The following is a 24,333-nucleotide window of genomic DNA, read 5'->3' as shown; positions in this document are numbered from 1 at the left end:
CAAAATAGGCTGAGGCAAGTAAGTAATTTTATACAGGAGAGATATCAATGAGCAAAATAGTATTAGCTATCGGTGGAAATGCAATAATTAAAGAGGGACAAAAAGGCACCCTTGAAGAGCAGAAAAAGAATATTGATGAAAGCTGTGAACCAGTTTTAGGGTTAATTGAACAGGGAAATACAGTTGTTATTACTCATGGAAACGGACCGCAAGTTGGAAATTCATTGATTAAAAACCAAATGGCTGAATCCGTGGTACCGGCTTATCCGCTTGATGTATTGGATGCAGAGACTCAAGGTAATTTGGGGTATTTGATTCAGCAAGCATTCAGAAACAAGATGGTTGAACGCAATATCGGAAAAACAGTTGCCACAATTGTTACTCAAGCTGTTGTTTCTAAAGACGACCCGGCTTTCTCTAACCCGACTAAGCCAATCGGGCCATTTTATACAAAAGAAGAGCTGGACAAGGTTCTTGAAACTGAAGAGATTTCATACATCGAGGACAGCGGCAGAGGATACAGACGTGTCGTTGCGTCTCCGAAGCCAGTTACAATTGTAGAAAAAGACGCAATTCAAGCGTTGCTCGACAAGGAAATCACAGTCATAACAGCTGGTGGCGGCGGCATTCCTGTAGTCGAAGAAAATGGGATGCTAAAAGGAACGAATGCTGTTATTGATAAGGATTTCGCAAGTGCGCTCCTGGCTGCTGAAATCAATGCGGATTATCTATTTATTTTAACTGGTGTTGAGCAAGTTGCGATCCATTTTGGTACGCCTCAACAACAAAATCTATTCGAAATGACCATTGATGAAGCATTGCGTTATATGGATGAAGGCCATTTCCCTAAAGGAAGCATGGGACCAAAAATCGAGGCTGCCATCCTGTTCTTGAAAAAAGGCGGTAAAAACGTCATTATTACATCTATGGATAAGCTTCAAGATGCCCTTGAAGGCAAAACAGGTACACGTATAACTCTATAATTACTAAGGGGGACGATTCTCCTTTGCCAACTGGCAAAGGAGGACCGTCTCCATTTTGCTTTTGAACGTTTTATCCCTCCTGTGAACAGGGAATATTCCTATAAAAACAAAAAGAGGGAGTACCAATGACATCCAGAATTCTTGCACTATTCATTTTAGTCTTCTTATCTATATCCGGAGTTTTGAATCCGCTGCACGTTAAAGCAACAGAAAAGGATAACCAAGTCATTCTAATTTCATTTGACGGTATGGCAAATCAGCTGACAAGAAATTTTGTCAGGAAAGATCAGTTGCCCAATATAAAAAAAGTAATAGAAAATGGGGCGATGGCCAAGTACGCTACGACTGTTACACCTTCTTTGACAGCTCCTTCCCATGCAGCGATTGCTACTGGAGCAACTCCATTGAAAACTTCCATTGTCAGCAATGTTTGGCGCGAACCTGATAAGGCTTTGACCAATAAGCAGGATGGCTTTTTATCTAAGCTTGAAGTTGAGCCCTTATGGGTTCAGGCAAAGAAACAAGGAAAAACGACAGCAACAGTGGCTTTTGCAGGGGCTAACCCAAAGGCTGGCAAGCAGGGGGACTATACCATTTATTATGGTGACACCCTGGCGCCAAGCAAAGAAGAGACGTTTACGTTTGACTATGCATCCGGCTGGAAGGGAGCACCTGAAAGTTTTAGCAAACCTAAGGAATCTGATTTTTCGATTACCACGGAAGACGGAAAGGACGTCTCTTTCCATGTACTCGCTGTCGATACAACAAATGACAAAAAAGTCAATTACGATCGTGTACTTGTTTCGAATGATAAAGAGGTAAGCCGCGAGGACAAACCTATCGATTTCGGTTCTATGGGTTCAGTTGGATTGACTGGTAAGGATCATCCGCCTGCAGGCTTCTGGTACAGAATAAACCCATCCGACAAGCAGCTGAAAGGCGAGGCCAAGATGTACCGCTCAGCTGTTAGTTCTGGCTTAATTGACGGCCCAGCGGGGTTTTCTGAGACAATCACAGATCGCTTTGGCTTCTTTCCTCCCCAGGATGATGATATCGCCCTGGAAAAAGGCTGGATCACCAGAAGCGAATATGAGGAAATAAGTGAGCGATTTGTAAAATGGGTAACGGATGTTTCGCTTTTTATAAAAAATCAATACAAGCCCGATTTATTAATGTTCTATGCACCGCATATTGACCATGAGGAGCATAAATACTTATTGACTGACCCAAGGCAGCCGGGCTATACAAAGGAGAAGTCAAAGAAATATAAAGGCTACATTGAATGGGCCTATAAAGTAGCTGACAGGATGGTTGGACAAACAGCAGAGTCTCTGGACAGCAATGATTATTTATTTATTGTCTCGGACCATGGAATGGAACCTGCCCATTCTCTCCTGGCACCCAATAAAGTGTTGAAGGATAATGGGTACCTCGTCCTCGATGACAAGGGAAAGGTCGATGTGAAAAAGTCTAAGGCGATTGCTATTTCCAGCGGTTCGGCAGCTCATGTCTACATAAACCTTAAATCAAGAGAAAAAACAGGGGTAGTCCCGGAAGAACAGTATGAAGAAGTTAGAAACGATATAATAAAGGCTTTTAAAGAAGTCGAAGTATCAAAACTCCAAGATGGCAGGATGTTGGCCCATTCTATAAAATCAATGTGGAACAGCTTGAGAAACCAGGAGTTAACACTTAAAGGCATTTGGGAAATGACGAAAGAAATAGCTGGGCAATTAATAAATGTTAAAGAAAAACCATATGAAGACATTATCAAAATTAAACAAGCCGAAAAGAAGAAAAATAAAGACAAGAATGCAGGAGATATCCTTTTGCTTGGGGCACCAGGCTATATTATGGGGAATTCTGCAGATGACATAGCAGTGCCAGCAAATGAGTTGGGAACACATGGAGGAGACCCTAGCCGAGAAGAGTTAAAAGCAGTATTTATTGCAATGGGCCCTGGCATTAAAAAGGGAAGCGAAATAGGTGAAGTATCCACTCTGGATATCGCCCCTACCATTTACAACCTCCTTGGCTTGGAAATACCAGCCTATGTTCAAGGAGAAGATATATTTAAGCGGCATAATAAGTGATTCGCCAACCTTTTGGATGGATTTAATTGCAAAGGGCCGGACAAATTGTCCGGCCCTTATTATTGTTTGCGATCCTAGTTGCCGCGGTTCATAAAGTACCTTTTGTGAATCAATCAACATATTCCCTATCGAAAAGTTGTTAACTTTTTTTGGCATAAAAATGTACAATTTATGAAACTAGCAAAATAATACGGACGAAGTGTTGACTGATAATGATTATCATTATATATTAGGTGTGTAAAGAAGTTGAAAATGATTCTCAATAAAACACAAACACGAGGTGCTATTATGAAGAAAAAGGTAACAGTTTACAGTGCGATTTTTTTGCTAGTTCTTGGCTTATTGGCGGGTTGTGCAAAATCGAACACTGCTCCCGAAAAACAGTCCGCAAATAAACCTGAAGAAAAGAAAGAACCCGGGGTAGTCAATCTTTATACTAGCAGGCATTACGAGTCTGATAACGATCTTTATAAAATCTTTGAAGAAAAGACCGGAATTAAAGTAAACGTAGTTGAAGGCAAAGGCGACGAACTAATGGAGCGCCTGAATGTTGAAGGTGAAGCAACTGAAGCTGATCTTTATTTTACAGCTGATGCTGGTAACCTGCACATTGCTAAAGAATCTGATTTGCTTCAGCCTGTAGAAAGTGAAGTACTTACCAAAAACATTCCTGAAAACCTTCGTGACGATGAAAACTATTGGTTTGGGATGGCAAAAAGGGCTCGTGTTCTCGTCTATGCAAAAGACCGCGTAAAGCCTGAAGATTTATCAACTTATGAAGCAATGGCAACACCTGAATGGAAAGGAAAAGTTGTTGCACGCCCGGCTGACAATATGTACAACATTTCACTCCTGGCTTCTTTCATAGAAGTTATGGGGGAAGAAAAAGCAAAGGATTGGGCTAAAGGATTTGCCGGAAATATGGCAAGGGACCCTCAAGGAAATGATCGTGACCAGGCAAAAGCTGTTGTAGCCGGTGAAGCCGATGTAGCGCTTATGAATACGTACTATGTGGGACTTATGTCAGTTTCCGAAGATCCAGAGGAAAAGAAAGTAGCGGAACAGGTAGGGGTGTTCTTCCCGAACCAGGAAACAACAGGAACGCATATTAATGTTAGCGCGATTGGCGTAACAAAGCATGCGAAGAACAAAGAAAACGCAATTAAGTTCATGGAATTCCTGTCAAGTGAAGAAGCACAAGGCAAATTTGCTGAAGTCAACTTCGAGTATCCTGCAAACCCTAATGTTGAGCCATCCGATTTCCTAAAATCTTGGGGTGAGTTCAAGGAACAGGATATTAACCTTTCCGTTCTTGGAAAAAATCAGCAGCAGGCTATTAAAATCTTCAACGAAGTAGGCTGGAAATAATAACGAGAATCAAATACCGAAGCGCCCCACTATGGCGCTTCGGTAAAACTGTTCACAGATATTTCGGTTTCAATTGAGAATGATTTTCGTTATAATTTAATTGAGTGATAGTCATATATACATCATTAGAATGGGTTTAAGGAAGTGTCAACGTTGGGCTTACGGAGACTTGTAAAACAACAATTGAATATTTGGTCCGTGCTCAGCCTGATCTTCATTGTGATCATTTTAATACCGAATTTCATCATTGGTGTACAGCTTTTTACTGAGCCGAATGAAAATTGGCAGCATATTAAAGAATATTTATTAAAGGATTATATCCGGAATACCCTGGTCATTATTTTTTTCACTGCTATTGCAGCGACAGCAATAGGAACAAGCCTGGCCTGGCTCGTGGCCATGTATGATTTTCCGTTAAAGAATTTCCTTAAGTGGGCGTTGATATTGCCATTGGCCATCCCACCGTATATCGCAGCATATACTTATCACGGGATTGTTAACTACACAGGGGTCATTCAATCTACCCTTCGGAATTCATTTGGGATCACTGTTGACCAAAGCTACTTCACTATCATGAATATTCAAGGGGCAGTCTTCATCTTTACGGTTTGCCTGTTCCCTTATGTCTATACAATTACAAAAAGCTTTTTCCAAAATCAATCTTCATCCATGATTGAAAATGCCCGCCTTCTCGGGGGAAGTCCATTAACGATATTTTTTCGGGTTGCATTGCCGATTTCCAAAGCATCTTTAGTCGGAAGTGTGACACTTGTTATTCTGGAAGTACTAAATGATTATGGGGTTGTAACCTACTTTGGAATCCAGACATTCAGTACTGCGATATTTCGGACGTGGTACGGGATGAAAGATCTTGATTCCGCGCTTAAACTTGCCGGTTCCCTCATGCTTTTGGTCATCATTGTCCTGGTCCTTGAGAAAGTCCTGCGCGGAAGACAGCGTTATAGTTATTCGACTACCAAGGTTCGTCCTATAAGTCCTAAAAAACTTACGGGAATCAAGGCATGGCTCGTATGTGCCTATACATTCGGAATTTTTTCCATTGCCTTTATCATTCCGTTCCTGCAGCTGGTCAGTTGGGCGTTCATGACATATGAGAAAGTGCTCAATTCAGATTTCCTGACTCTGGCCTATAACTCCATTTATGTAGCTGCTATCGCGTCTATAATCATCGTGATTATGGCACTCGTGATTTCCAACTTTACTAGGCTGAACCAGGGGTTTATTTCGAAAATGGTTTCGAGGGTGACGACGCTTGGTTATTCCATACCAGGGGCGGCCATTGCGATCGCTTTTATCATGATTTTCCTTTGGCTGGATACGACAAACAAAAATCTGTTGGCATCAATTGGCTATGAGCCTACAGTTATATGGCGGACTACCCTCGCAATGCTGATCTCAGCTTATATCATCCGTTTTTTGGCTATAGGGTATAATTCTATCGAGACAGGGTTTGAGAAGGTCGGCAACAGCTATACAGAAGCATCTCGAATGCTCGGTATGTCCACAGTAGCGACGTTTTTCAAGGTGGATCTTCCTTTAATAAAAGGAGCTGTTTTCAGCGGCTTTATCCTGGTATTTATCGATATTCTGAAAGAACTGCCATTGACACTATTTCTACAGCCTTTCAATTTTTCTACCCTGGCTACCCAGGCATTCAAGTATGCAAATGATGAGAGAGTGCAGGAAGCATCTTTAGCTTCATTATTCATCATCTTGTTAAGCGCAATTTTCATATTCTTTTTCCATAAACTTGCAGATAAGGAGAGCAGCTAATGTTTGTAGAAATCAGAAACTTAGAGTATAAATATAAAAATGCAAAAGAAGCTGTCATCAAAGACTTTAGCCTGGATATTGAAAAAGGGGAAATCGTTTCGATACTCGGCGAAAGCGGAAGCGGGAAGAGCACGATTCTTAGGTTGATTGCGGGCCTTGAAACGCCTGGAAACGGAACGATTGTCTTGGGCGGCGAAACAGTTTGTGATGATCACGATATTGTTCCGCCTGAAAAAAGAGGAATAGGGTTTGTCTTTCAGGATTATGCTCTTTTCCCACATATGACTGTTGAAAAAAACATTTTATTCGGATTAAAAAAGAAAACGAGGAAAGAAAAACGCGAGCGCTTGGAAGAAATGCTGGAGCTAGTTAATTTGACTGGCTATGCAAAACGTTATCCCCATGAGTTAAGTGGCGGGCAGCAGCAGCGAGTGGCACTGGCAAGAGCACTGGCTCCTAAACCATCTTTATTGATCCTCGATGAGCCGTTCAGCAACCTTGATGCAGGCTTGCAAGAAAAAATCAGGGGAGAGCTTAGGGAAATAATCAAGCAGACTGGGATAACCTCGATCTTCGTCACTCATGACAAAGAAGATGCACAGGCAATGGCCGATCGGATTGTCTATATTGAAAACGGTAAAGTTAAGCCATCAGCAAGGGCACATCTAAAGCAGGTTATGTCGTTAAGCTTCTAATCGGATTAAGTGAGAAAAGGAAAGTAGACCGTTGAACGTTGGATCGCGAAAACTGGAAAAAGTAACCAAAAGGACTGCCATCAGTATGAATGGCAGTCCTTTTTGTGTAAATATAATAACCTTCTTGCGAGAGTTGCGGGGATATATCAAGAACTCAACTTGCATTGTAATACCAGCGTTCGAGATAAAAAAATAGGTTTCCCTTCGTTTAGTAGTGTTTAAGTTCAGCTAAGTATGTCTGAATTTTGAATAAGGGCGATATATCGCTCGTTGAGGGTGAAATAATTGTGATAGAGGGATAAAAACTGTTCATTCAGGGCGATAAATTTGTAGAAGCGGGTGATAAAATTTTATCGGGACAATACTAGTCGCCTGCAGACATACTAGAATAGAGTTTCCGTTTATATTTTTTTGAAAAGAGTATGTCATATTTGTGAAAATAGTAACAAACTATATTAATTTGTGAAAAAGCTCACAAACTTAACAAGAGATTACATTTACAATTTAAACATAAAGAAAATATTTAAAATTCTTCTCCGCTCATCATATGTGTTTTTAAGGAAGAGGAGGCCCCTTACATGAACAAGAGAAGTTAAGTCAGATGGCCAATGTGAAGACAATTGAAATAATCCTTAATGAGAACCCCGAAAAATTAGAAATGGCCATATTTGGCACTCAGCCACATCCTAACTACCACCGTATCTCGCTGTCGACTTTGTTGCAGGGTGATAAAACTATGAACGATATGATCATGAACAACTGGTACTGGTATAGGGCTTTTTGCTGAAGCAACGGAGGCGTCATTGATATTTTGACATATCTGTGAAATAGGTTAGGAAATTCATGGATTTGTAAAATAGGCTTCAAATTTAATAAAAATATGCATTTACAATATAAACAAAGAGATAACGTTAGAAAACCTAACCGTGATAAAAACTCGTTTTGCAAGAATAGGAGGTCCCTAAACATGGACAAGAAAAAATTAGTCATGATTGGAAATGGAATGGCCGGTGTCAGGACAATTGAAGAAACTCTTAAACTGAACCCCGAACAATTTGACATCACCATTTTTGGCAATGAACCATATACGAACTATAATCGCATCCAGCTGTCAACTGTGCTCCAGGGTGATACAACAATTGACGATATCATCATGAACAGCTGGGACTGGTATAAACAGAACAACATTGAACTTTTTACAGGCGAAGCAATCGTCAAAATTGATCCTTTGACAAAGACTGTTGTGTCCGAGAAGGGGCGTTCAGTTCAATACGACGAACTTATTATCGCAACCGGCTCGAGTTCGTTTATCCTGCCAATTCCCGGTTCAGACAAGGAAGGTGTAACCGGGTTCCGTGATATTAAGGATTGCGAAACAATGATTAAAGCATCGGGAACATACCGGAAGGCTGCCGTCATTGGTGGCGGACTTCTAGGTCTGGAAGCAGCGAGGGGACTATTGAACCTCGGCATGGAAGTTGATGTAATCCATCTGATGCCGCACCTAATGGAAAGGCAGCTCGATCCAGCTTCTTCCGAAATGCTCCGGGCAGAGCTGGAAGCACAGGGAATGAAATTCCTAATGGAGAAGCAGACGGTCGAAATTCTTGGTGATGACCGCGTTACCGGCCTTCGCTTCAAGGATGGCTCTGAGATCGATGCGGATTTGGTCGTGATGGCAGTCGGTATTAAACCGTACAGCTGGCAAAAGAAGCCGGGATTTATGTGAATCGCGGGATTGTTGTCGATGATTTCATGCAGACAAGTATTCCGTCCATCCGCGCGGTCGGAGAATGTGCCGAGCATCGGGAAATTGTTTACGGACTGGTCGCTCCACTTTATGAACAGGCGAAAGTTCTCGCTGCAGATATTTGCGGGCAAGACACGACTCCATATGAGGGATCAGTTGTCGGCACGGGACTTAAGGTTTCCGGTGTAGATCTATTTTCAGCAGGCGAGATTGAGGATGGACCAGGACTAAAAGCAATCAAGGTCCAAAACGAATTTGACGGCGTTTATAAGAAAATTGCCATCCGTGATAACCGGGTTGCCGGGATTGTCCTATATGGCGATACGAAGGACAGCTCAAGGCTGTTCCGGATGATGCTGAAAAAAGAAGATGTCAGCGGTATGACAAGTGTCAGTATCCTCGAATCAGGCTGTTGCGGAGGCGGTGCCGGAGCAGGAAGTGATATTGCATCTATGGCAGACGATGAGCTTGTGTGCGGCTGTAACGGTGTAACGAAAGGAACGATTGTCACCGCTATCCACGCAAACGGCCTGACAACTGTGGACGAAGTCGGCGGCTGTACGAATGCTGGCCGCTCCTGTGGCCGCTGTAAAGGGCTGATTTCCGAACTGCTCGCACATACACTCGGAGACCAGTACGACAAATCAGCGAAAAAATCAGGCATGTGCGCATGTACGCCTTTGAGCAGAGATGAAGTCGTTGCTGAAATCAAGGAAAAAGGGCTGACAAACATCAGGGAAGTCATGAACGTCCTTGGCTGGGAGAATGAAGAGGGCTGCTCAAAATGCCGGCCTGCCTTGAACTATTACCTTGGAATGATTCATCAGGAGCAATACAAGGATGACCGCGATTCCCGACTTGTGAATGAAAAAATGCACGCAAACATCCAGAAGGACGGTACTTACTCAGTCGTACCAAGAATGTATGGCGGTGTAACAACAGCCCAGGATTTAAAGAAGATTGCTGAAGTTGCTGAAAAGTATGATGTTCCGCTCGTGAAACTGACTGGCGGGCAGCGGATTGGCCTGTTCGGGGTAAATAAAGAAGATTTGCCAGCTGTATGGGAAGAGCTCGGAATGCCTTCCGGTTATGCATACGGAAAAACGCTTCGTACCGTCAAAACATGTGTCGGAGCGAAATTCTGCCGCTTCGGTACACAGGATTCAATGGGCCTAGGCATCGAGCTTGAGAAGAAGTTCGAGAGACTGGATACTCCGCATAAAACGAAAATGGGTGTTTCTGCTTGTCCAAGGAACTGTGCAGAAGCCGGAATTAAGGACTTCGGAATTGTTGGGATCGATGGCGGCTGGGAAATCTATGTTGCCGGCAATGGCGGTACAGACCTGCGCGCTGGTGATTTGCTTGATACTGTCAAAACAAAAGAAGAGGTTATGGAGCTAATTGGAGCATTCATGCAGTACTACCGTGAAACAGCGGTTTACCTCGAGCGGACGTCAAAGTGGGTTGAACGTGTCGGGCTGGATCATGTAAAGGAAGTACTTGCGGATGAAGCAACTAGAAAAGCCTTAAACGAGCGTCTCGATAAAACGCTTGAACGCTACAACGAGCCTTGGCAGGAAGCAATCGACTCAACTGAAATCCAGGAGAGGTACTACCAGAAGCGTTCTGTTCCAGTAACAGTTGAAGTTTAATTGACATTATTCATTGTTGGTTTTCGTATGACAATTAATAGACGGAGAATTTCCGGCTAATGTATAGTGAGGCAGCTTAAGAAGCAGTTATAAGCGGAGATATTCCGCTTAACTGATTAAAAAAACACAAAATCCAATGATATGGACCAAATAACCGGAAAAACTCCACTTATTCTTAAGGAAATATGGCTGTTTTCCAATTTAGCCGGAATATTTCCGTTTATTTTCAAACAAAGTGAAAATCAACGTTCAGTTATAACAGATTCATTTTTTAAAAAGCCAGCCGTGGACAGATAAAGTTTCACGGCGGGCTTTCCAAGAAAGGAGCAGCAAACATGGCGAAGATCAAAGTTGCCGAGTATACAAGCCTGCCTGAGCGGATTGGCCAGGTTGTCAAAATTGACGGAGAAGAAATTGTACTTTTTAAGTTATCAAATGGAGACGTCAGGGCGGTTGAGAACCGGAGCCCGCATCCTAAAGGCGGCACGCTCGCCGATGGCCTTGTCAGCGGTGAATATGTATTTTGTCCCGTATATGACTTGAAAATCTCACTTTCGGATGGAAAAGTCCAGGCACCTGATGAGGGACAAGTAAAAACGTTTACGATTGTAAGAGACGGAGAACAGGTATATATAGATTTATAGGTTTCAAAAGTCCATGGCTTAAAGGAGAATTGCAACTAGATCGGTGAGGTACAAATACATGAAAGCTAATCAACACCTGGAAGGATGACTCGAGATGGGGAAAGGAAACGTGTTTTTGGTAGGAGCCGGACCTGGCGATACTGGTTTGATTACAGTTAAAGGACTTGAAGCGATTAAAGGGGCAGAGGTAATCCTTTACGACCGGCTTGCAAATCCTAAGCTGCTCGAGTTTGCCTCTCCAGAATGCGAGCTCATTTATTGCGGCAAGCTGCCGGACCGCCATGTACTCCGCCAGGAAATGATCAACAGCCTGCTCGTGGAAAAAGCACTTGAAGGCAAAACCGTCGTCCGCCTAAAGGGTGGGGACCCGGGAGTGTTTGGCAGAGTTGGCGAAGAAGCAGAAGCGCTCGCCGAGCATGGAATTTGCTATACAATCGTACCTGGCATTTCATCCGGTATTGCCGCCCCGGTCTATGCAGGCATACCTGTCACCCACCGGGAATTTGGGGAATCTTTTGCTGTTGTAACCGCACATGACAAATCGAAAGACGGACATCCGGACCTTGACTGGAAAAGCCTTGCCTCTGGTATTGACACAATTGCATTTTACATGGGCATTTCCAATCTGCCATTTATATGTGAAAACCTCGTGAAGCATGGCAAACCATCGGCAACACCCGTTATCCTGATTCAATGGGGTACGTTCGGGCGCCAGAAAACCCTGGAGGGAACCTTGGGCGATATTGCTGAAAAAGCCAGTTCGGAGCACTTTTCCAACCCGGCGATCACGCTGGTTGGAGAGATTGTTTCCTTGAGAGGAAAACTTAGCTGGTTCGAGAAAAAACCATTGTTCGGCCGGCAAGCGATAGTGGCGCGGACTGGAACCGCGGAGAGTTCCCTGGCAATGGAAATGACTTCCCAGGGTGCAGATGTGATTGAATTCCCGAAATGGAAGCGGAGTAGAGTTGAGCCGAATCAGGACATTTTGGATACTCTCTCCGGGTATCAGAGGATTTTGTTCACGTCCCCGGAAAGCGCAGGAGAATTCTTTGATATTTTAATAGAAGAAGAAATGGATATTCGCAGCGTAAAAGCAGACCTATTCGGGTGTTCAACGAAATCAGTGGACGCACTGAAAAAGCGAGGGTTTCGTGCTGAGCCAGAGTCGAGGATGAGTTCAGCCGGCCGGCTGCTAATCGTCGGAGACACCTCGATGGTGGACCGACCGGAATATAAGCATAGCGAACAGTTCATTACAAGCAAAAAGGAAATAGACTGGAACTACATGGAGATTTTTATAAGAATGATTGATGAAGCTGAAGTGAATACACTCATTTTCCCTTCCGCCGCCTCGGTTCGTGCCGTTATGGAAGCCGGGATAAAGAACAAAATCATTCCCTCAGATTTACTGGATAAAGCTGAACTTGTCGCTCTTGGCGAAAAGACAGCGCTCGCTCTGAAGGAATACGGTTTAAAAGCAGATATTGTGCCAGCCGCCCCAACGAAAGAAGCTTTAGTAGAAAGTCTTCAAAACAGCTTGAACAGGATTTAAAGAGCCCTTGTTATGGGAGCACATTTAAGGCAATGTTAACGACCGGCAACCGGCCCGGTCGGTGCTACCTTACGGGTTAGTGGTGGGAGGAGAAATCATGGAAGCGATTCTTTATATCGGCCATGGGAGCCGAACTGGTGAGGGGAATAGACGGTTTGTCGAGTTTATTAAGGAAACGATGAAGCTGGCCGATGAACCGATAAAAGAATATGGATTCCTGGAAAATGCGAGACCTTCCATTTTTGAAGCGGCTGAAACATGCATCCATAAGGGTGCTGATAGCATAACGGTCGTTCCGGTATTACTTTTACCAGGAATTCATGCCAATGTGGATATACCAGCCGAGCTTTCTAAAGTGAAAAAAGCTTATCCCTTTATAAAAATTCAATATGGAAAGCCAGTTGGAGCACATGTGAAAGTCACGGAGATTCTACTAGACAGGCTTGAAGAAAAAGGATTTGCGGATAGTGGTGAGGAAGTAGTGCTTTTGGTTGGACACGGGAGCCGCGATAGGGAAGCAGCTGCCGAATTTGACCGGATTGCAAAACAGCTTGACAGCAGGATCACGCCGAATGTTGAAACAGGATATATCGTGGCGGCACCTTATTTCAACAGTAAAATACAGGATTTAGTAAAAGAAGGTACGTCTGAAATTTATCTTGTTCCCTTTCTTCTTTTTACAGGCGGATTTACTGATGTGATAGAAGAAAAAGCTTTGCTGGCTGCATCAGTATACCCAGAGAGTGAGATAATTATTTGTAGGCCTTCGGGGTTTGATGAGAGGCTAAGGTTTGTACTGAATGACAGGCTTAACGAAGCAAAGAAGCAGGCAAATTGAAGCGGCGATACTAGTGTGGGTGGTGTACAGTGTGCTATATCCGATTTTTCTTGAATTAAAAGGGCGTACCGCGGTTGTAATTGGCGGCGGCAAGGTGGCGGCCCGAAAGGCTGCGGGTTTGGCCGAAGCAGGTGCCAAGGTAACGGTGGTCAGCCCTGAACTAACTCCTGAACTTAACGCGATGGCTGTGGAAGGAAGAATGGTTTGGAGGAAGAAGGCTTTTTCCCCTGAAGATTTGGAAGGGGGATTCCTGATTATAGCCGCCACCGATAATCCAAAAACAAATCTTGATGTTAAAAACGCTGCCGAACCGCATCAGCTTGTTACGATTGCAGACAATCCGACAGCTTCTGATTTTCAGGTGCCTTCCGTCGCCAGGCGCGGAAAATTGAATCTCGCTGTGTCCACTTCCGGTGCAAGCCCTACTCTTGCGAAAAAAATCCGCCGGGAGCTTGAGGAAAAGTATGACGACAGATATATCGACTATCTTGAATTCCTTGATGAATCAAGGACAAAAATCCTTTCAGGTGTTTCCGATTCTGAACAAAAAAAGCAATTATTAAAAATGGTTGCCGATGAAGAATTCTTGCTAAATCAAGACCGCAGGCTTGAAATCGCGGAGAGACTGAATGGGTTGATAGAAGAATAGGACGGTATTCCTCTGCCATGTGGCTAAGGAAAACCGTCCCTATTAACGGATTTCATTTACGGAATCGCCCGGTATTAGTGTTGTATATATACGTTCGTTTTCAACTGGTTGTTTTGAAATTAATTTAATTAGATGTTCAGCTGCCACAGCGCCCCACTTTTTCTCCGAATAGTCGATTGTTGCTAAACGGGGCTGAATATAACGGGACACTTCGATGTTATCAAATCCGATTATGTGGATGTGCTCGCCCACATGATAGTTTGTCTTGGCCAGGTAATTGTACATGCCAATTGCCATTTCATCATTAGCGCAAAAGACACCAACAGGACCTGTGTATTCCTTGACGATTTGTTCAGCCGCTTTTTCTCCGGCTGGCTTATTGAAATTTCCCGGTATTTCAAAGTACTCAATATTGGTATGCCGTTCAACAGCTTGCCGGACTGCATCCAGCCGCTGTCTTGCATCGTATGAGCCTTGTGGTCCGGTTACTATATATATTTTGCGATGACCTTTCTCAATTAAATAATCAATCGCAAGGGTAGCTCCGGATTTATTATGGAGCAGTACCTGATTTATATTCGGATGATTCAGCTCCCGATCCATTACCACAAGTTTATGACCTGCATCCGCGTGTTTTATAAGCTGTTCATTGGAAAATGAAATGTCCAATACAATAGCTCCGTCCATCAGCTTTTCAGGCAATAAACGGTGAGTATGTTTTCCGCTGCAGACAATTAGTTCATATCCTTTACTGGTAAGTGCCTCTTGCATCCCTTGTAGAAGTTCCCCATAAAACGCTCCGCCGTAGTTGGTCAAGAAGACACCGATAATATTGGTTTGCCTTCTTTTCAAGGAGCGTGCCGCAGCATTTGGGACATAATTTAATTCTTTTGCGATTGCATGGATTTTTGCAGATGTTTCCACGGTTACCTTCGGATTCCCATTCAGAGCGTAGGACACAGTTGAAATGGACACACCAGCTTTTTTTGCAATATCTTTGATACTGACCACGAATTTTTCTCCTGCCTCTCATGTACACCGTATCTTTATTATACTTTTTGTTTGGTTGCAAGGGTATGTTCTATTGACGTAAAAACAAACGATTCATAAGGGCGAAGCTCCGTTTTTGAAAAAGGTGAACCGTAGTTGTGAATCAATATTTCTCCGTCAGGCAAATTTTCCAAGAGCCTGCAATTGACAGTCTTTGCGGTGAAATTGCAGATGACATACCATGTTTCATTCGCTAGCTTCCTTGTATAGGCAAATACCTCATGTTCTGTTTCCAATAACTCATATTCTCCATAAACCACGAGATCGTTCGTTTTCCTGATGAAAATCAAACGTTGATAATACTTAAAAATGGACCGTGAACTATTTAAATCGTCCTCGACATTGATATTTACATAGTTTGGATTTACACCTACCCATGGCATACCTGTTGTAAAACCTGCTTGATTTGTCCGGTTCCACTGCATCGGCGTTCGGGCATTATCCCTTCCCTTGGCGTATATGGAAGACATAATATCCTCAACAGTATATCCTTTTTGAAGACGTTCCTCGTACAGGCGGATTGTTTCAATGTCACGATAGGAGTATATATCGGGGAACTTGACGTTTGTCATGCCGATTTCCTCTCCCTGGTAAATAAACGGTGTGCCTCGCATCATATGAAGAAGTGTGGCCAGCATCGTTGCACTTTCATACCGAAAGTTTTCATCATTTCCCCAGCGTGAGACGATCCTTGGCTGATCGTGGTTGCTCCAGAACAAACTGTTCCAGCCTTTGGTTGCCAGCTCGTTCTGCTGAGAGGAGAAGACTCTTTTTAAATCATCAAGGTCAAGTGGTTTCAGGTCCCATTTCTGTTTGCCCGGCTCTTCATCAAGTGCCATATGTTCAAAGGAAAATACCATATTGAGTTCTTTGCGCTCGGGTGCGGTATAAAGAAGGGACTGAGCAAGGTCAGTGCTTCCTGTTTCCCCGACCGTTACGACGCCTGCGCCTTCAAGTACTTCCTTATGCATCTCCTGTAAATAATCATGGAGAAGGGGGCCGTTGGCAACAATATTGTCGTCAATTTCCTTTGCGATTAAGTCAATGACATCAAAGCGGAATCCTTTTATTCCTTTTTGGATCCAAAAGCGCATAACATCATACAAAGCCTTGCGGACAGGGGAATGGTGCCAATTTAAGTCAGGCTGCTTTTTGCTAAAAAGATGAAGATAATACTGGCCTGACTGAGAGTTATATTCCCAGGCGCTGCCGCTAAAAATAGAATTCAAATCACTTGGTTCCTGGCCTTCTTTCCCATCCTTCCAGACATAGAACTGCCTGTATGGATTTGATCTGTCCTTCCTAGAATGAATAAACCATGGATGTTCATCTGAAGTGTGATTGGCGACAATGTCCATCATAATTCTAATTCCCCGTTTGGAAGACTCGTTAATTAGTTCATCCATATCGTCCATGGTTCCATATTCGGGATTGATGGAATAGTAGTCACTGATATCGTAGCCATTGTCGTCGTTAGGGGATGCATATACAGGGCATAGCCAAATGAGGTCAGCCCCGAGCTTCTGAATATAGTTAAGCCGTTCAATGATGCCTTTTAGGTCACCGATGCCATCCCCATTTGTATCCTGAAAACTTCGGGGGTAAATTTGATAAATGACGCTTTTATGCCACCATTCGCGGTTCATTTTTCCTCTCCTTTGAGAAAAATCAGCGATCCAAAACGGACCGCTGATCTGGATCATTACATCAAAATTTCTATTGTATTTTCTGCTCGGTTGCTAAGTTTTTTCTCAAGCTCTGACTGGTTGATACGTAACCCGCCACGGCGATATTGGTTTTCAAGTGTTTCTATATCGACCTTGTTGCCGTTAATTAGTACAAAGCGGTCTTGGTTACCTTCAATTTTGTAAATAAACTTTACCGGTATGCCTTTAATTCTAAATGTAAACTCCAGTCCGTCCAGTTCTGCAGGGAGTACAGGGTCGAGGATTAAGTCGTTTCCATCAAGACGAATTCCAAGACAGTTTGAGATTAACTGGTTCATATAAATCCCAGGGCCGCTCGAATAGATTCTCCAACCGCCTTTCACAGGGACGGAACCATCCCGAAGCTCATCGAACCGTTCACTTGCTTCATATCGGGTTTTGAATTTGCCATCGGAGCTGCTGAAATATGCATTGCTCTGGCGGCGTTCGGCATTCGGGACAGCGTCCTGGATTCTGATTGGATTGATAGTCTGAAGGCCTTTCCAAACTTCCTCGGCTTTACCAAGTTTGGCCATTGCCTCAACAAAACGAATATGGGCATGGACATATTGGAGGCCGATTTCACGCCCAAAGTTAGCTGCTTGTTCCGCCCGCTTGAAATGAGTGCTCACTCCGCCGGTATAATTGGCAGGGCGATCCATCAAGCGGACGCCGTCCGGGTGGTACAACCGTTCCTTAATAACTTGGTAATGAGTATCTGCCTGCTCCGGAGTCAGAAGATCGGCAATCATGCTACGAGTCATCGGCAACAGCCTGTATTGGATGCCTGTTTTGGTGTCAGTCGGATGAACCATAAACTCAATCTTCCCTGGGTCTTCCATATAAACGAATCCCGGGATAACCTCGGATGAAAGAATATACCGGTTAAAATCCGATTTAATCTTACTGGCCAATTCCGCTAAGTCTGCTGCTTCCTTTTCATTGAAAGTTTCCATTAGCTTTGAAAATTGATTCAATGTTTGATACGTCAGGGCGACAGTCCAACTGCTTGCCATGTATATCTTTAGCTGGCCATTCGCCGGCTGAAGGGTATCGTCCCAGTCTCCATCTCCATAAGAGGATAAATGTGTATCATGCAGGAAGTTATTTTTAATATAAGCTATCTGTTTTCTCACATGATCGAGAATGGTTTCCTTTTCGTCAGTAAAATCAAGGCTACCACGCCTTGTATAAGGCACTTCAGCATTCAGAATGGAGAAGTCATGTGACGAACTCAAGTATTCGGTAAGGGCTTTTAACGGCCAGACTATAATATCGCCATGGCTTTCCTCTTGCTGGATCTTATGATACCGGTCAAACATAAACCATTGAGGCCAGTTCCCATCATCTTCATATTGGTGTGAATAAACCGTTATTAATATTTTGCGGACAGCTTCAAATTGCTGGGTTGCAATGAAGTATTCAGACGGCCCTTGGCAAACATCCCGTGTTCCCCATGCCGCCCCTCCATATTGTTCAAGTCCGTGTGGAACAGAATAGTGGATCAGCATATTGTGTGTGTACCACCATGCGAGGGCATTCATTTTTTCAAGTTCTTCACTGCTTGCTCCGTTTCTGCTCAACTTGAACCCATTCATAACCGTTTCGTAAAATTGGCGATAACGGCCAATTTCAGCATCGGCGCTACCTCCACTGAATGGCATTTCTTCACCATACAGGAGCCCTTGAACACCAATGGACCATTCGCTTGCCGGAGTAATGTCCAGTACAGCAAGGGAGGCTGAAAATGGTTCGATATATTCACCGAATATCCTTTCGTCAGTCAACGAGAAATCGGAACCTTGCACTTGAAGGCGATAGCTTAATTTAGGAAAAATTTTGGCTGAATCCGATTTTTCATCAGCAAAAAAGCTGATCATATTTTCATTCCTTTCGAGGTGGAAAGGAGCGGCATACTCGTTGTTATTCATGGAAACCTGGTTCGTTACTAGGACTCGATATGATTTTCCGGAAACAGCCTGGAATTGCAGTTGAAGTTCCGGAGTCTCGACCATCGTATATACCGTAATAATAAATAGGTCGTCCTCGGTCTTATAATACCAACGGGCAAAATTGAAACCCATTTCATAAAGTGATGGCATGGCCAATAGCTGCAAGGTATCATCTATTTCCACATATATCCTTTGGCCAGATGTTTTCATAACGTTCAGATGGTTCCTGGCATTTGTAAGCATCTTATTAAAAGAAGTATTGCCCACTGTCAGCTGTGAGTTGAAAATACCATATATATATGAGGTTGAAGTCAACACATTTTCAATGTTGTTAACAGGGTTCCCTGATATGATGATATGCCCGTGTGCCCTTTCAGTAAGCATTTCCTTTTCCTTTAAAACGACATGTTCATGTGTATCTGTAAAGAATGAAAGCAAGGTGTCCCCATCCCATTCCTCCTGGTGACGATGCGGAAAGAGATCTTCAATTTCTTCCTTTGCCATTGCAATAGTTGTCAAAGGCTCACCAAAAGCAGGGGAGAGGACGACCGGTTTTTCGGTTTCTAAAGAACCAGATTTTTCTGTTTGCACCTGCTCCCATGCCTGCATTAGTTCCTCTTTGAATTCTAATGAAGAAACCGGGTCTTTATGGTTCTCATTAAAAAGTCCATAAAAAACAAACTCTGTTTTTCCTGAAAGATGTACGCGTTCAGATTGCAAAGCTGTGTATGCAAATTCGTATTGATAGATTTCGTTGGCTAGCTGATCTTTTAACAGAACTTCAGGCTTATTGGTTTCCTTATAGGATAAGCCGAAAAATTGGAATCCATCTGTTGAAAATCCGCTTGCTTTTGTAAGCGAGCCTTGCTGAAGATACGGGAAAGCTCCATCTTGTGGCTGATTTTGCCTGGAACAAACAACAAATCCATATTGGTAATCGTTATAAGTGGTATGGTCGATATATTGTGACATATACGCTTCGTTTGTCCTGACAGCTGCCTCATCCGCGAGTCCAAGGTCTTGTCCATAAATAATATCGATTTCCTGTCCGTTACCTTCAGCAGTTACAGTCCAAAACCAGATTTTTTGATTGCTAAGAGTAAATGTTACCTGATAGTCGATTTGGCCGGCTTTCCCTTTCCAAACCACTCTTTTGCCACCATGTGATACCCTGCTGCCGGATTTCACACCAAGCAGCGGATAAACTTCAATTCCGGATTTGGTGTGGACGCGTAAGAATAGATTATTCAAGGAACCGTCAATTGGATTTGATAACCAGTGGTTGATTAACGTTTTCTTATTTTCTATCTTATAAATATCGCCACTATTTAAAAAGGTGAATTTCAAATCACCAGATTCAATTGAAAACATGGATTTGGTCATTTCAGTCCTCTTCTTTCCTGGAATTTTTACGAGTTTTTCGGATTTCCACTTCAGGCGCTTCGCTTTCCGCGGGCGGCCTGGGAGCCTCCTCGGCGCAAGCGCCTGTGGGGTCTCCCACTGGCCTTTTTTCCCGCCAGGACGTTGATAAGCTTCCCAGAAATAGCATCGCAGGAGAAAATGCGCTTTTTGCATTTTCGAACGAGTCTTCGCGCCTTCCGCTTCAATCCTAATAGTCTTTCTTTTTGTCCTTAATCGATTTCACCAAATACTCTGAGATATAAAAACTAACCAAGCTACACACGGAAACTTAACCTTTGTTGCGGTTAAATCGATTCTCACTAATCGAAGATTCCTATTTTCTTATTTAATCAATTCAAATGGAATTGCTTTCCCATCCCGGCTGTTCGGCCCTATAAAAGCATGGAATTTGCCATTGTCACTTTTATATTCCAAGTTGGAATGATAGTAGCGGAGCTGCTCCTCTGCAATAGTAAAAGAAACTTCCGCTTTTTCGCCTGGCTTTAAAAATACTTTCTTGAAATCTTTCAATTCCTTTACTGGACGGACGACTTCACCGGAAAGATCGCGGATGTACAGTTGAACAATTTCCTCTCCAGCTAGATCGCCAGTGTTTTTAACTTCTGTTGAAATAGTTAGAGGCTTTTCCATGGTTAATTGGTTCGAAGACAATTTTGGTACACTGTAATCAAAGGTAGTAAAGCTTAAACCGAATCCAAAAGGAAGCAGCGGCTCATTCGGGATATCAAGGTACTGCGAAACATAACGTTCCTGGGCATCAGGTGCGCCCTTGGGGCGCCCGGTATTAAAGGAATTGTAGTAAACCGGTATTTGCCCAGCAGAAAAAGGGAAAGACATTGATAGTTTTCCAGAAGGGTTATAATCGCCAAACAGGATATCGGCAATAGCGTTTCCACCTTCAGTCCCCGGATACCAAGCTTCCAAAATCGCATCGGCCTGTTCAAACACGCCATGTAAATCAAGCGGGCGGCCGTTAAACAGCACTGCCACCATAGGTTTCCCAAGCTGTTTTATTTTTTTCACCAATTGCAATTGAACCTGAGGCAGGCGGATATCTGCACGGCAGCCGGCCTCACCGCTCATTTCCGAAGCCTCTCCAAGAGCTAGGATGATGAAATCTGCATCATTCGCTGCACTCATTGCTTCATTTAACTGGTCCTCGCTACCTGCTTCAATATCGCATCCTTTTGCCGTAACGAGAAGGGAAGGACCGACTTTTTGTTCAAGACCCTCATATAATTTAACGGCTTCTTCCTTTGAACCAAGCCATGACCATGGCCCTAGAATATCGTCATTTTGAGAGAAAGGACCAACTACAGCGATTTTCTTATCTCTTGGTAATGGAAGGACACCGCTATTTTTTAATAGAACACAAGATTTTAAAGCAAGTTCACGGGCTGCGTGGCGATGCTCGGAACTCAGGATAAGCTCCTGTTCCAGATTTTCATTGGCGCCGCGGAAAGGGTTTTCGAATAGTCCCAATTTATCTTTTAATCTCAGAATTCTTAGTACAGCTTCATCTATTAAGCTCTCGTCCACCTTGCCGCTTTCTACTAATTGTTTTAAATGGTTAGGGTAGCATGCTGTCATCATTTCAATATCGACACCAGCCAGTATCGCTTTTTCAGCAGCCTCGGCCTCATCTTCTGCAACTCCATGGGGAATCAATTCCTTCACTGCACCCCAGTCTGAAATTAGAACTCCATCAAACTTCCATTCACCACGAAGAAGTTCCCGCATAAGTGTTTTGTTTCCAGTGGCTGGTATGCCATCTACAGTGTTAAAAGCCGTCATCACCATTTCACAGCCCTCATCAAGGGCTGCTTTGTAGGCAGGCAAATACGATTCACGCAGCTGCCTCTCCGACATATTAACTGTATTGTAATCCCGTCCACCTTCTGGGGCACCGTAAGCAGCAAAATGCTTAACACATGCTGCCACGCGATTCACATCATTTTGCAAATCTGTACCTTGGAACCCGCGGACGAACGCTCTGGCAAACTGGCTATTTAAATAAGGATCCTCACCTGTTGATTCCATCACCCTGCCCCACCGAGGATCGCGGACTAAATCCACCATTGGGGCAAATGTTACATGTACTCCTGAGACAGCGGCTTCTTTTGCTGCAATTTCAGCACTTTTTTCTGCCATTTCCAAATCCCAGGAACAGCTAATTGCCAATGGCACCGGAAAAATAGTCTTATAGCCGTGGATTACATCTGCCATAAATAATAGAGGAATACCGAGACGGTTCTTCGTTAAATGAGCTTTTTGAATAGTAGTAATTTCCTTAGCACCCGAGGCACCTAGTACGGAGCCACTGTTTCGTATAACATCATCAGAAATATTCATTCCAGCTAAAGGTCCGGTAATCTGGCCTTCATTGTCGGATCCTTCAAAAAAAGGAGTTGCCAATTGAAGTAGCTGTGAAATTTTTTCATCTAATGTCATTTTATTAAGCAAGGATTTAAGCTTTTGCGTGGTCATTTTGAACCTCCATCTCCTTGTTGTAGAAACGTTTCGATTGCTTCTAGTTATGGATTATAAGCGCTTTCTTTCCTAGAGTCAATTGATTACAGGCTTCTTTCACCTCGTTTTGGCTATCCTATCAAGCCGAAAACTATAGTTCTATACATTTTAAGCATAAAAAAAGTCTTGTATTCTGCAAAAAAATAAAAGTTTATACTTGAAAACGTTTTCCTTATAGCCTATAATCCAGTTATCGAAACGTTTCGCTAAAAGGAGGTAGTCACTCTACTAGACCTTATTCGTTTTAGATTGTTATGATTTTCATTACAATGTTAAAATTTTTGCCGAACACTAGCAAAAAGAGGCAAGGGAAAAACAAATGTTATTCGATTCATAATGAACTCTCGGAGGAGAAAACCAAATGAACTTTAAAATTATGAATGTCTTAAACAAGAAAATGGCTGTTGCAGTAATAACGGGTACTTTAGCACTGTCTGGTGTTTTAGCGGGATGTTCATCCGATTCTTCATCAAAGAGCGGAGGAGACGCAAAAACAACAATCAACGTTTGGGGAATGGGAGAAGAGGCAAAATCCCTTCCAAAAATTGCTGAACAGTTTGAAAAAGAAAATGAAGGTATTGAGGTAAAAGTTCAAGCAATTCCATGGGATAAAGCTCATGATAAACTATTGACTGCAGTAGCATCCAAAAAGGGGCCAGATGTAGTCCAAATGGGTACTACATGGATTCCAGAGTTTGCTGATGCGGGTGCTTTGAAGGACTTAACACCACATCTTGAAGAATATCCTGAGCTAGCTACTGAGAATTTTTACGATGGTTCAGTAGAAACAACAAAATACGAGGATATCATCGCAGGTGTACCATGGTATGTTGACACACGTGTTCTATACTACCGTACGGATCTTCTTGAAGAAGCAGGTTACAGTGAAGCCCCTAAAACATGGGATGAGCTTAAGGACGCTGCTAAAAAATTGAGCGAGCGTGGCAAAGATAAATACGGAATCAGCATTGATACAAACGAACAAAGCCTTGCATTTATGTTAGCTCGGCAGAATGGCTCCCAGCTTATTGAAGGGAATAAGCCTTTATTCAATGAAAAAGAGTTCGTTGAGGCTGTTGAGTATTTGAATGGGTTCTTTAAAGATGGTTCTGCTCCTATAGACCTCGGTGTAGATATTATACCGGCATTTAAGGAAGGCATGCTGCCGATGTTCATTAGCGGTCCATGGATGGTAAAAATCATTAATGACCAGACGCCAGACCTTGAAGGTAAATGGGCAACTGCGGTTCTTCCAGCAAAAGAAAACAATTCATCCACTTTGGGTGGCTCCAATCTGTCTGTTTTTGAATACACGAAAAATGAAGAAGCAGCATTAAAATTCCTTTCGTATATGAGCAAGCCGGAAACACAGGTTAAATGGCTTGAAATAACGAATTCACTGCCTGCAAACAAAGAAGCATGGAACGATAAATCGCTCCAAGAGAACGAGTATTACAAGGTATTTGGCGAACAACTTGAAAATGCCCAACCGATGCCTGTAATTAAACCATTTGAGAAAATCGCGCAGACATTCCTGAAAAGCTTTGAAAAGATTTACCGCGGAGGTGCCGACGTTCAAACAGAAATGGACCAGTTTAACAAAGAAGCAGAAAAAATTTTAAGTAAATAATCCATCCATAATATAGTTAACTAGCA

General features: G+C 43.1%; 14 protein-coding genes and 1 pseudogene. 11 read left to right on the top strand and 4 right to left on the bottom strand.

From position 1 onward, the window contains the following. Positions 1-47: 47 nt before the first annotated feature. From arcC to A8F94_RS14525, 10 genes and pseudogenes are all read left to right on the top strand, one after another. Positions 48-983: a carbamate kinase gene (gene arcC / locus A8F94_RS14575; protein ID WP_066201900.1), complete on the top strand. Its 936-nt coding sequence runs from the start codon at positions 48-50 to the stop codon at positions 981-983. Between the two features lie 125 nt (positions 984-1,108). After that, on the top strand, positions 1,109-3,076 hold the full coding sequence (locus A8F94_RS14570) for an alkaline phosphatase family protein (RefSeq protein ID WP_066201898.1): 1,968 nt from the start codon (positions 1,109-1,111) through the stop codon (positions 3,074-3,076). 288 nt (positions 3,077-3,364) lie between these two features. Then, positions 3,365-4,444, top strand: coding sequence for a Fe(3+) ABC transporter substrate-binding protein (locus tag A8F94_RS14565; RefSeq protein ID WP_066202436.1), 1,080 nt, complete (start codon positions 3,365-3,367; stop codon positions 4,442-4,444). A 153-nt stretch (positions 4,445-4,597) separates the two neighbouring features. Beyond that, complete coding sequence (locus A8F94_RS14560; protein ID WP_066201895.1) at positions 4,598-6,238, top strand: ABC transporter permease; 1,641 nt, start codon at positions 4,598-4,600, stop codon at positions 6,236-6,238. Further along, the gene (locus tag A8F94_RS14555; RefSeq protein ID WP_066201894.1) at positions 6,238-6,933 is read left to right on the top strand and encodes an ABC transporter ATP-binding protein; all 696 of its coding nucleotides are present in this window, start codon (positions 6,238-6,240) and stop codon (positions 6,931-6,933) included. Before A8F94_RS14560 ends, A8F94_RS14555 begins: the two co-directional genes overlap by 1 nt. Positions 6,934-7,900: 967 nt before the next feature. Further along, positions 7,901-10,335: pseudogene (gene nirB, locus A8F94_RS14545) on the top strand (nitrite reductase large subunit NirB). Positions 10,336-10,670: 335 nt separating this feature from the next. Beyond that, positions 10,671-10,979, top strand: a complete 309-nt coding sequence (gene nirD / locus A8F94_RS14540; RefSeq protein WP_066201891.1) for a nitrite reductase small subunit NirD — start codon at positions 10,671-10,673, stop codon at positions 10,977-10,979. A gap of 94 nt (positions 10,980-11,073) precedes the next feature. After that, positions 11,074-12,531 carry a uroporphyrinogen-III C-methyltransferase gene (cobA, locus tag A8F94_RS14535; protein ID WP_066201886.1) on the top strand — a complete coding sequence of 486 codons (1,458 nt, stop codon included), beginning with the start codon at positions 11,074-11,076 and terminating at the stop codon, positions 12,529-12,531. 97 nt (positions 12,532-12,628) lie between these two features. Next, a complete protein-coding gene (locus A8F94_RS14530) occupies positions 12,629-13,369 on the top strand; it encodes a sirohydrochlorin chelatase (protein WP_066201883.1) in 741 nt (246 codons plus the stop codon). Further along, positions 13,332-14,018 carry a precorrin-2 dehydrogenase/sirohydrochlorin ferrochelatase family protein gene (locus A8F94_RS14525; protein WP_077247723.1) on the top strand — a complete coding sequence of 229 codons (687 nt, stop codon included), beginning with the start codon at positions 13,332-13,334 and terminating at the stop codon, positions 14,016-14,018. The genes A8F94_RS14530 and A8F94_RS14525 overlap by 38 nt, the downstream gene beginning before the upstream one ends. A 42-nt stretch (positions 14,019-14,060) precedes the next feature. Here the strand turns inward: A8F94_RS14525 and A8F94_RS14520 are convergent, their stop codons facing one another. The 4 genes from A8F94_RS14520 to A8F94_RS14505 form a co-directional block, all read right to left on the bottom strand. Continuing rightward, on the bottom strand, positions 14,061-15,029 hold the full coding sequence (locus A8F94_RS14520; RefSeq protein ID WP_066201879.1) for a LacI family DNA-binding transcriptional regulator: 969 nt from the start codon (positions 15,027-15,029) through the stop codon (positions 14,061-14,063). A 38-nt stretch (positions 15,030-15,067) separates the two neighbouring features. Then, positions 15,068-16,714, bottom strand: coding sequence for an alpha,alpha-phosphotrehalase (locus A8F94_RS14515; RefSeq protein ID WP_066201878.1), 1,647 nt, complete (start codon positions 16,712-16,714; stop codon positions 15,068-15,070). A 56-nt stretch (positions 16,715-16,770) separates the two neighbouring features. After that, the gene (locus tag A8F94_RS14510; protein WP_066202433.1) at positions 16,771-20,109 is read right to left on the bottom strand and encodes a GH36-type glycosyl hydrolase domain-containing protein; all 3,339 of its coding nucleotides are present in this window, start codon (positions 20,107-20,109) and stop codon (positions 16,771-16,773) included. A 360-nt stretch (positions 20,110-20,469) separates the two neighbouring features. Further along, positions 20,470-22,635 carry a glycoside hydrolase family 3 N-terminal domain-containing protein gene (locus A8F94_RS14505; RefSeq protein ID WP_066201875.1) on the bottom strand — a complete coding sequence of 722 codons (2,166 nt, stop codon included), beginning with the start codon at positions 22,633-22,635 and terminating at the stop codon, positions 20,470-20,472. A 403-nt stretch (positions 22,636-23,038) separates the two neighbouring features. Between A8F94_RS14505 and A8F94_RS14500 the strand changes: the two genes are divergently transcribed. After that, on the top strand, positions 23,039-24,307 hold the full coding sequence (locus A8F94_RS14500) for a sugar ABC transporter substrate-binding protein (protein ID WP_077247722.1): 1,269 nt from the start codon (positions 23,039-23,041) through the stop codon (positions 24,305-24,307). Positions 24,308-24,333: the final 26 nt, after the last annotated feature.

The sequence above is a fragment of the Bacillus sp. FJAT-27225 genome, assembly GCF_001685025.1.
In the GTDB taxonomy this organism is placed as follows: Bacteria; Bacillota; Bacilli; order Bacillales; family Cytobacillaceae; genus Bacillus_D.
Note: the sequence above shows the minus strand (reverse complement) of the source record. Positions and strands in the feature narration are given on the sequence as shown.

Bases quoted from the DNA above. Each gene is read 5' to 3' on its own strand.
- arcC (WP_066201900.1), top strand. From the start codon at position 48: ATGAGCAAAATAGTATTAGCTATCGGTGGAAATGCAATAATTAAAGAG.
- A8F94_RS14570 (WP_066201898.1), top strand. From the start codon at position 1,109: ATGACATCCAGAATTCTTGCACTATTCATTTTAGTCTTCTTATCTATA.
- A8F94_RS14565 (WP_066202436.1), top strand. From the start codon at position 3,365: ATGAAGAAAAAGGTAACAGTTTACAGTGCGATTTTTTTGCTAGTTCTT.
- A8F94_RS14555 (WP_066201894.1), top strand. From the start codon at position 6,238: ATGTTTGTAGAAATCAGAAACTTAGAGTATAAATATAAAAATGCAAAA.
- nirD (WP_066201891.1), top strand. From the start codon at position 10,671: ATGGCGAAGATCAAAGTTGCCGAGTATACAAGCCTGCCTGAGCGGATT.
- cobA (WP_066201886.1), top strand. From the start codon at position 11,074: ATGGGGAAAGGAAACGTGTTTTTGGTAGGAGCCGGACCTGGCGATACT.
- A8F94_RS14530 (WP_066201883.1), top strand. From the start codon at position 12,629: ATGGAAGCGATTCTTTATATCGGCCATGGGAGCCGAACTGGTGAGGGG.
- A8F94_RS14525 (WP_077247723.1), top strand. From the start codon at position 13,332: ATGACAGGCTTAACGAAGCAAAGAAGCAGGCAAATTGAAGCGGCGATA.
- A8F94_RS14515 (WP_066201878.1), bottom strand. From the start codon at position 16,714: ATGAACCGCGAATGGTGGCATAAAAGCGTCATTTATCAAATTTACCCC.
- A8F94_RS14510 (WP_066202433.1), bottom strand. From the start codon at position 20,109: ATGACCAAATCCATGTTTTCAATTGAATCTGGTGATTTGAAATTCACC.
- A8F94_RS14505 (WP_066201875.1), bottom strand. From the start codon at position 22,635: ATGACCACGCAAAAGCTTAAATCCTTGCTTAATAAAATGACATTAGAT.
- A8F94_RS14500 (WP_077247722.1), top strand. From the start codon at position 23,039: ATGAACTTTAAAATTATGAATGTCTTAAACAAGAAAATGGCTGTTGCA.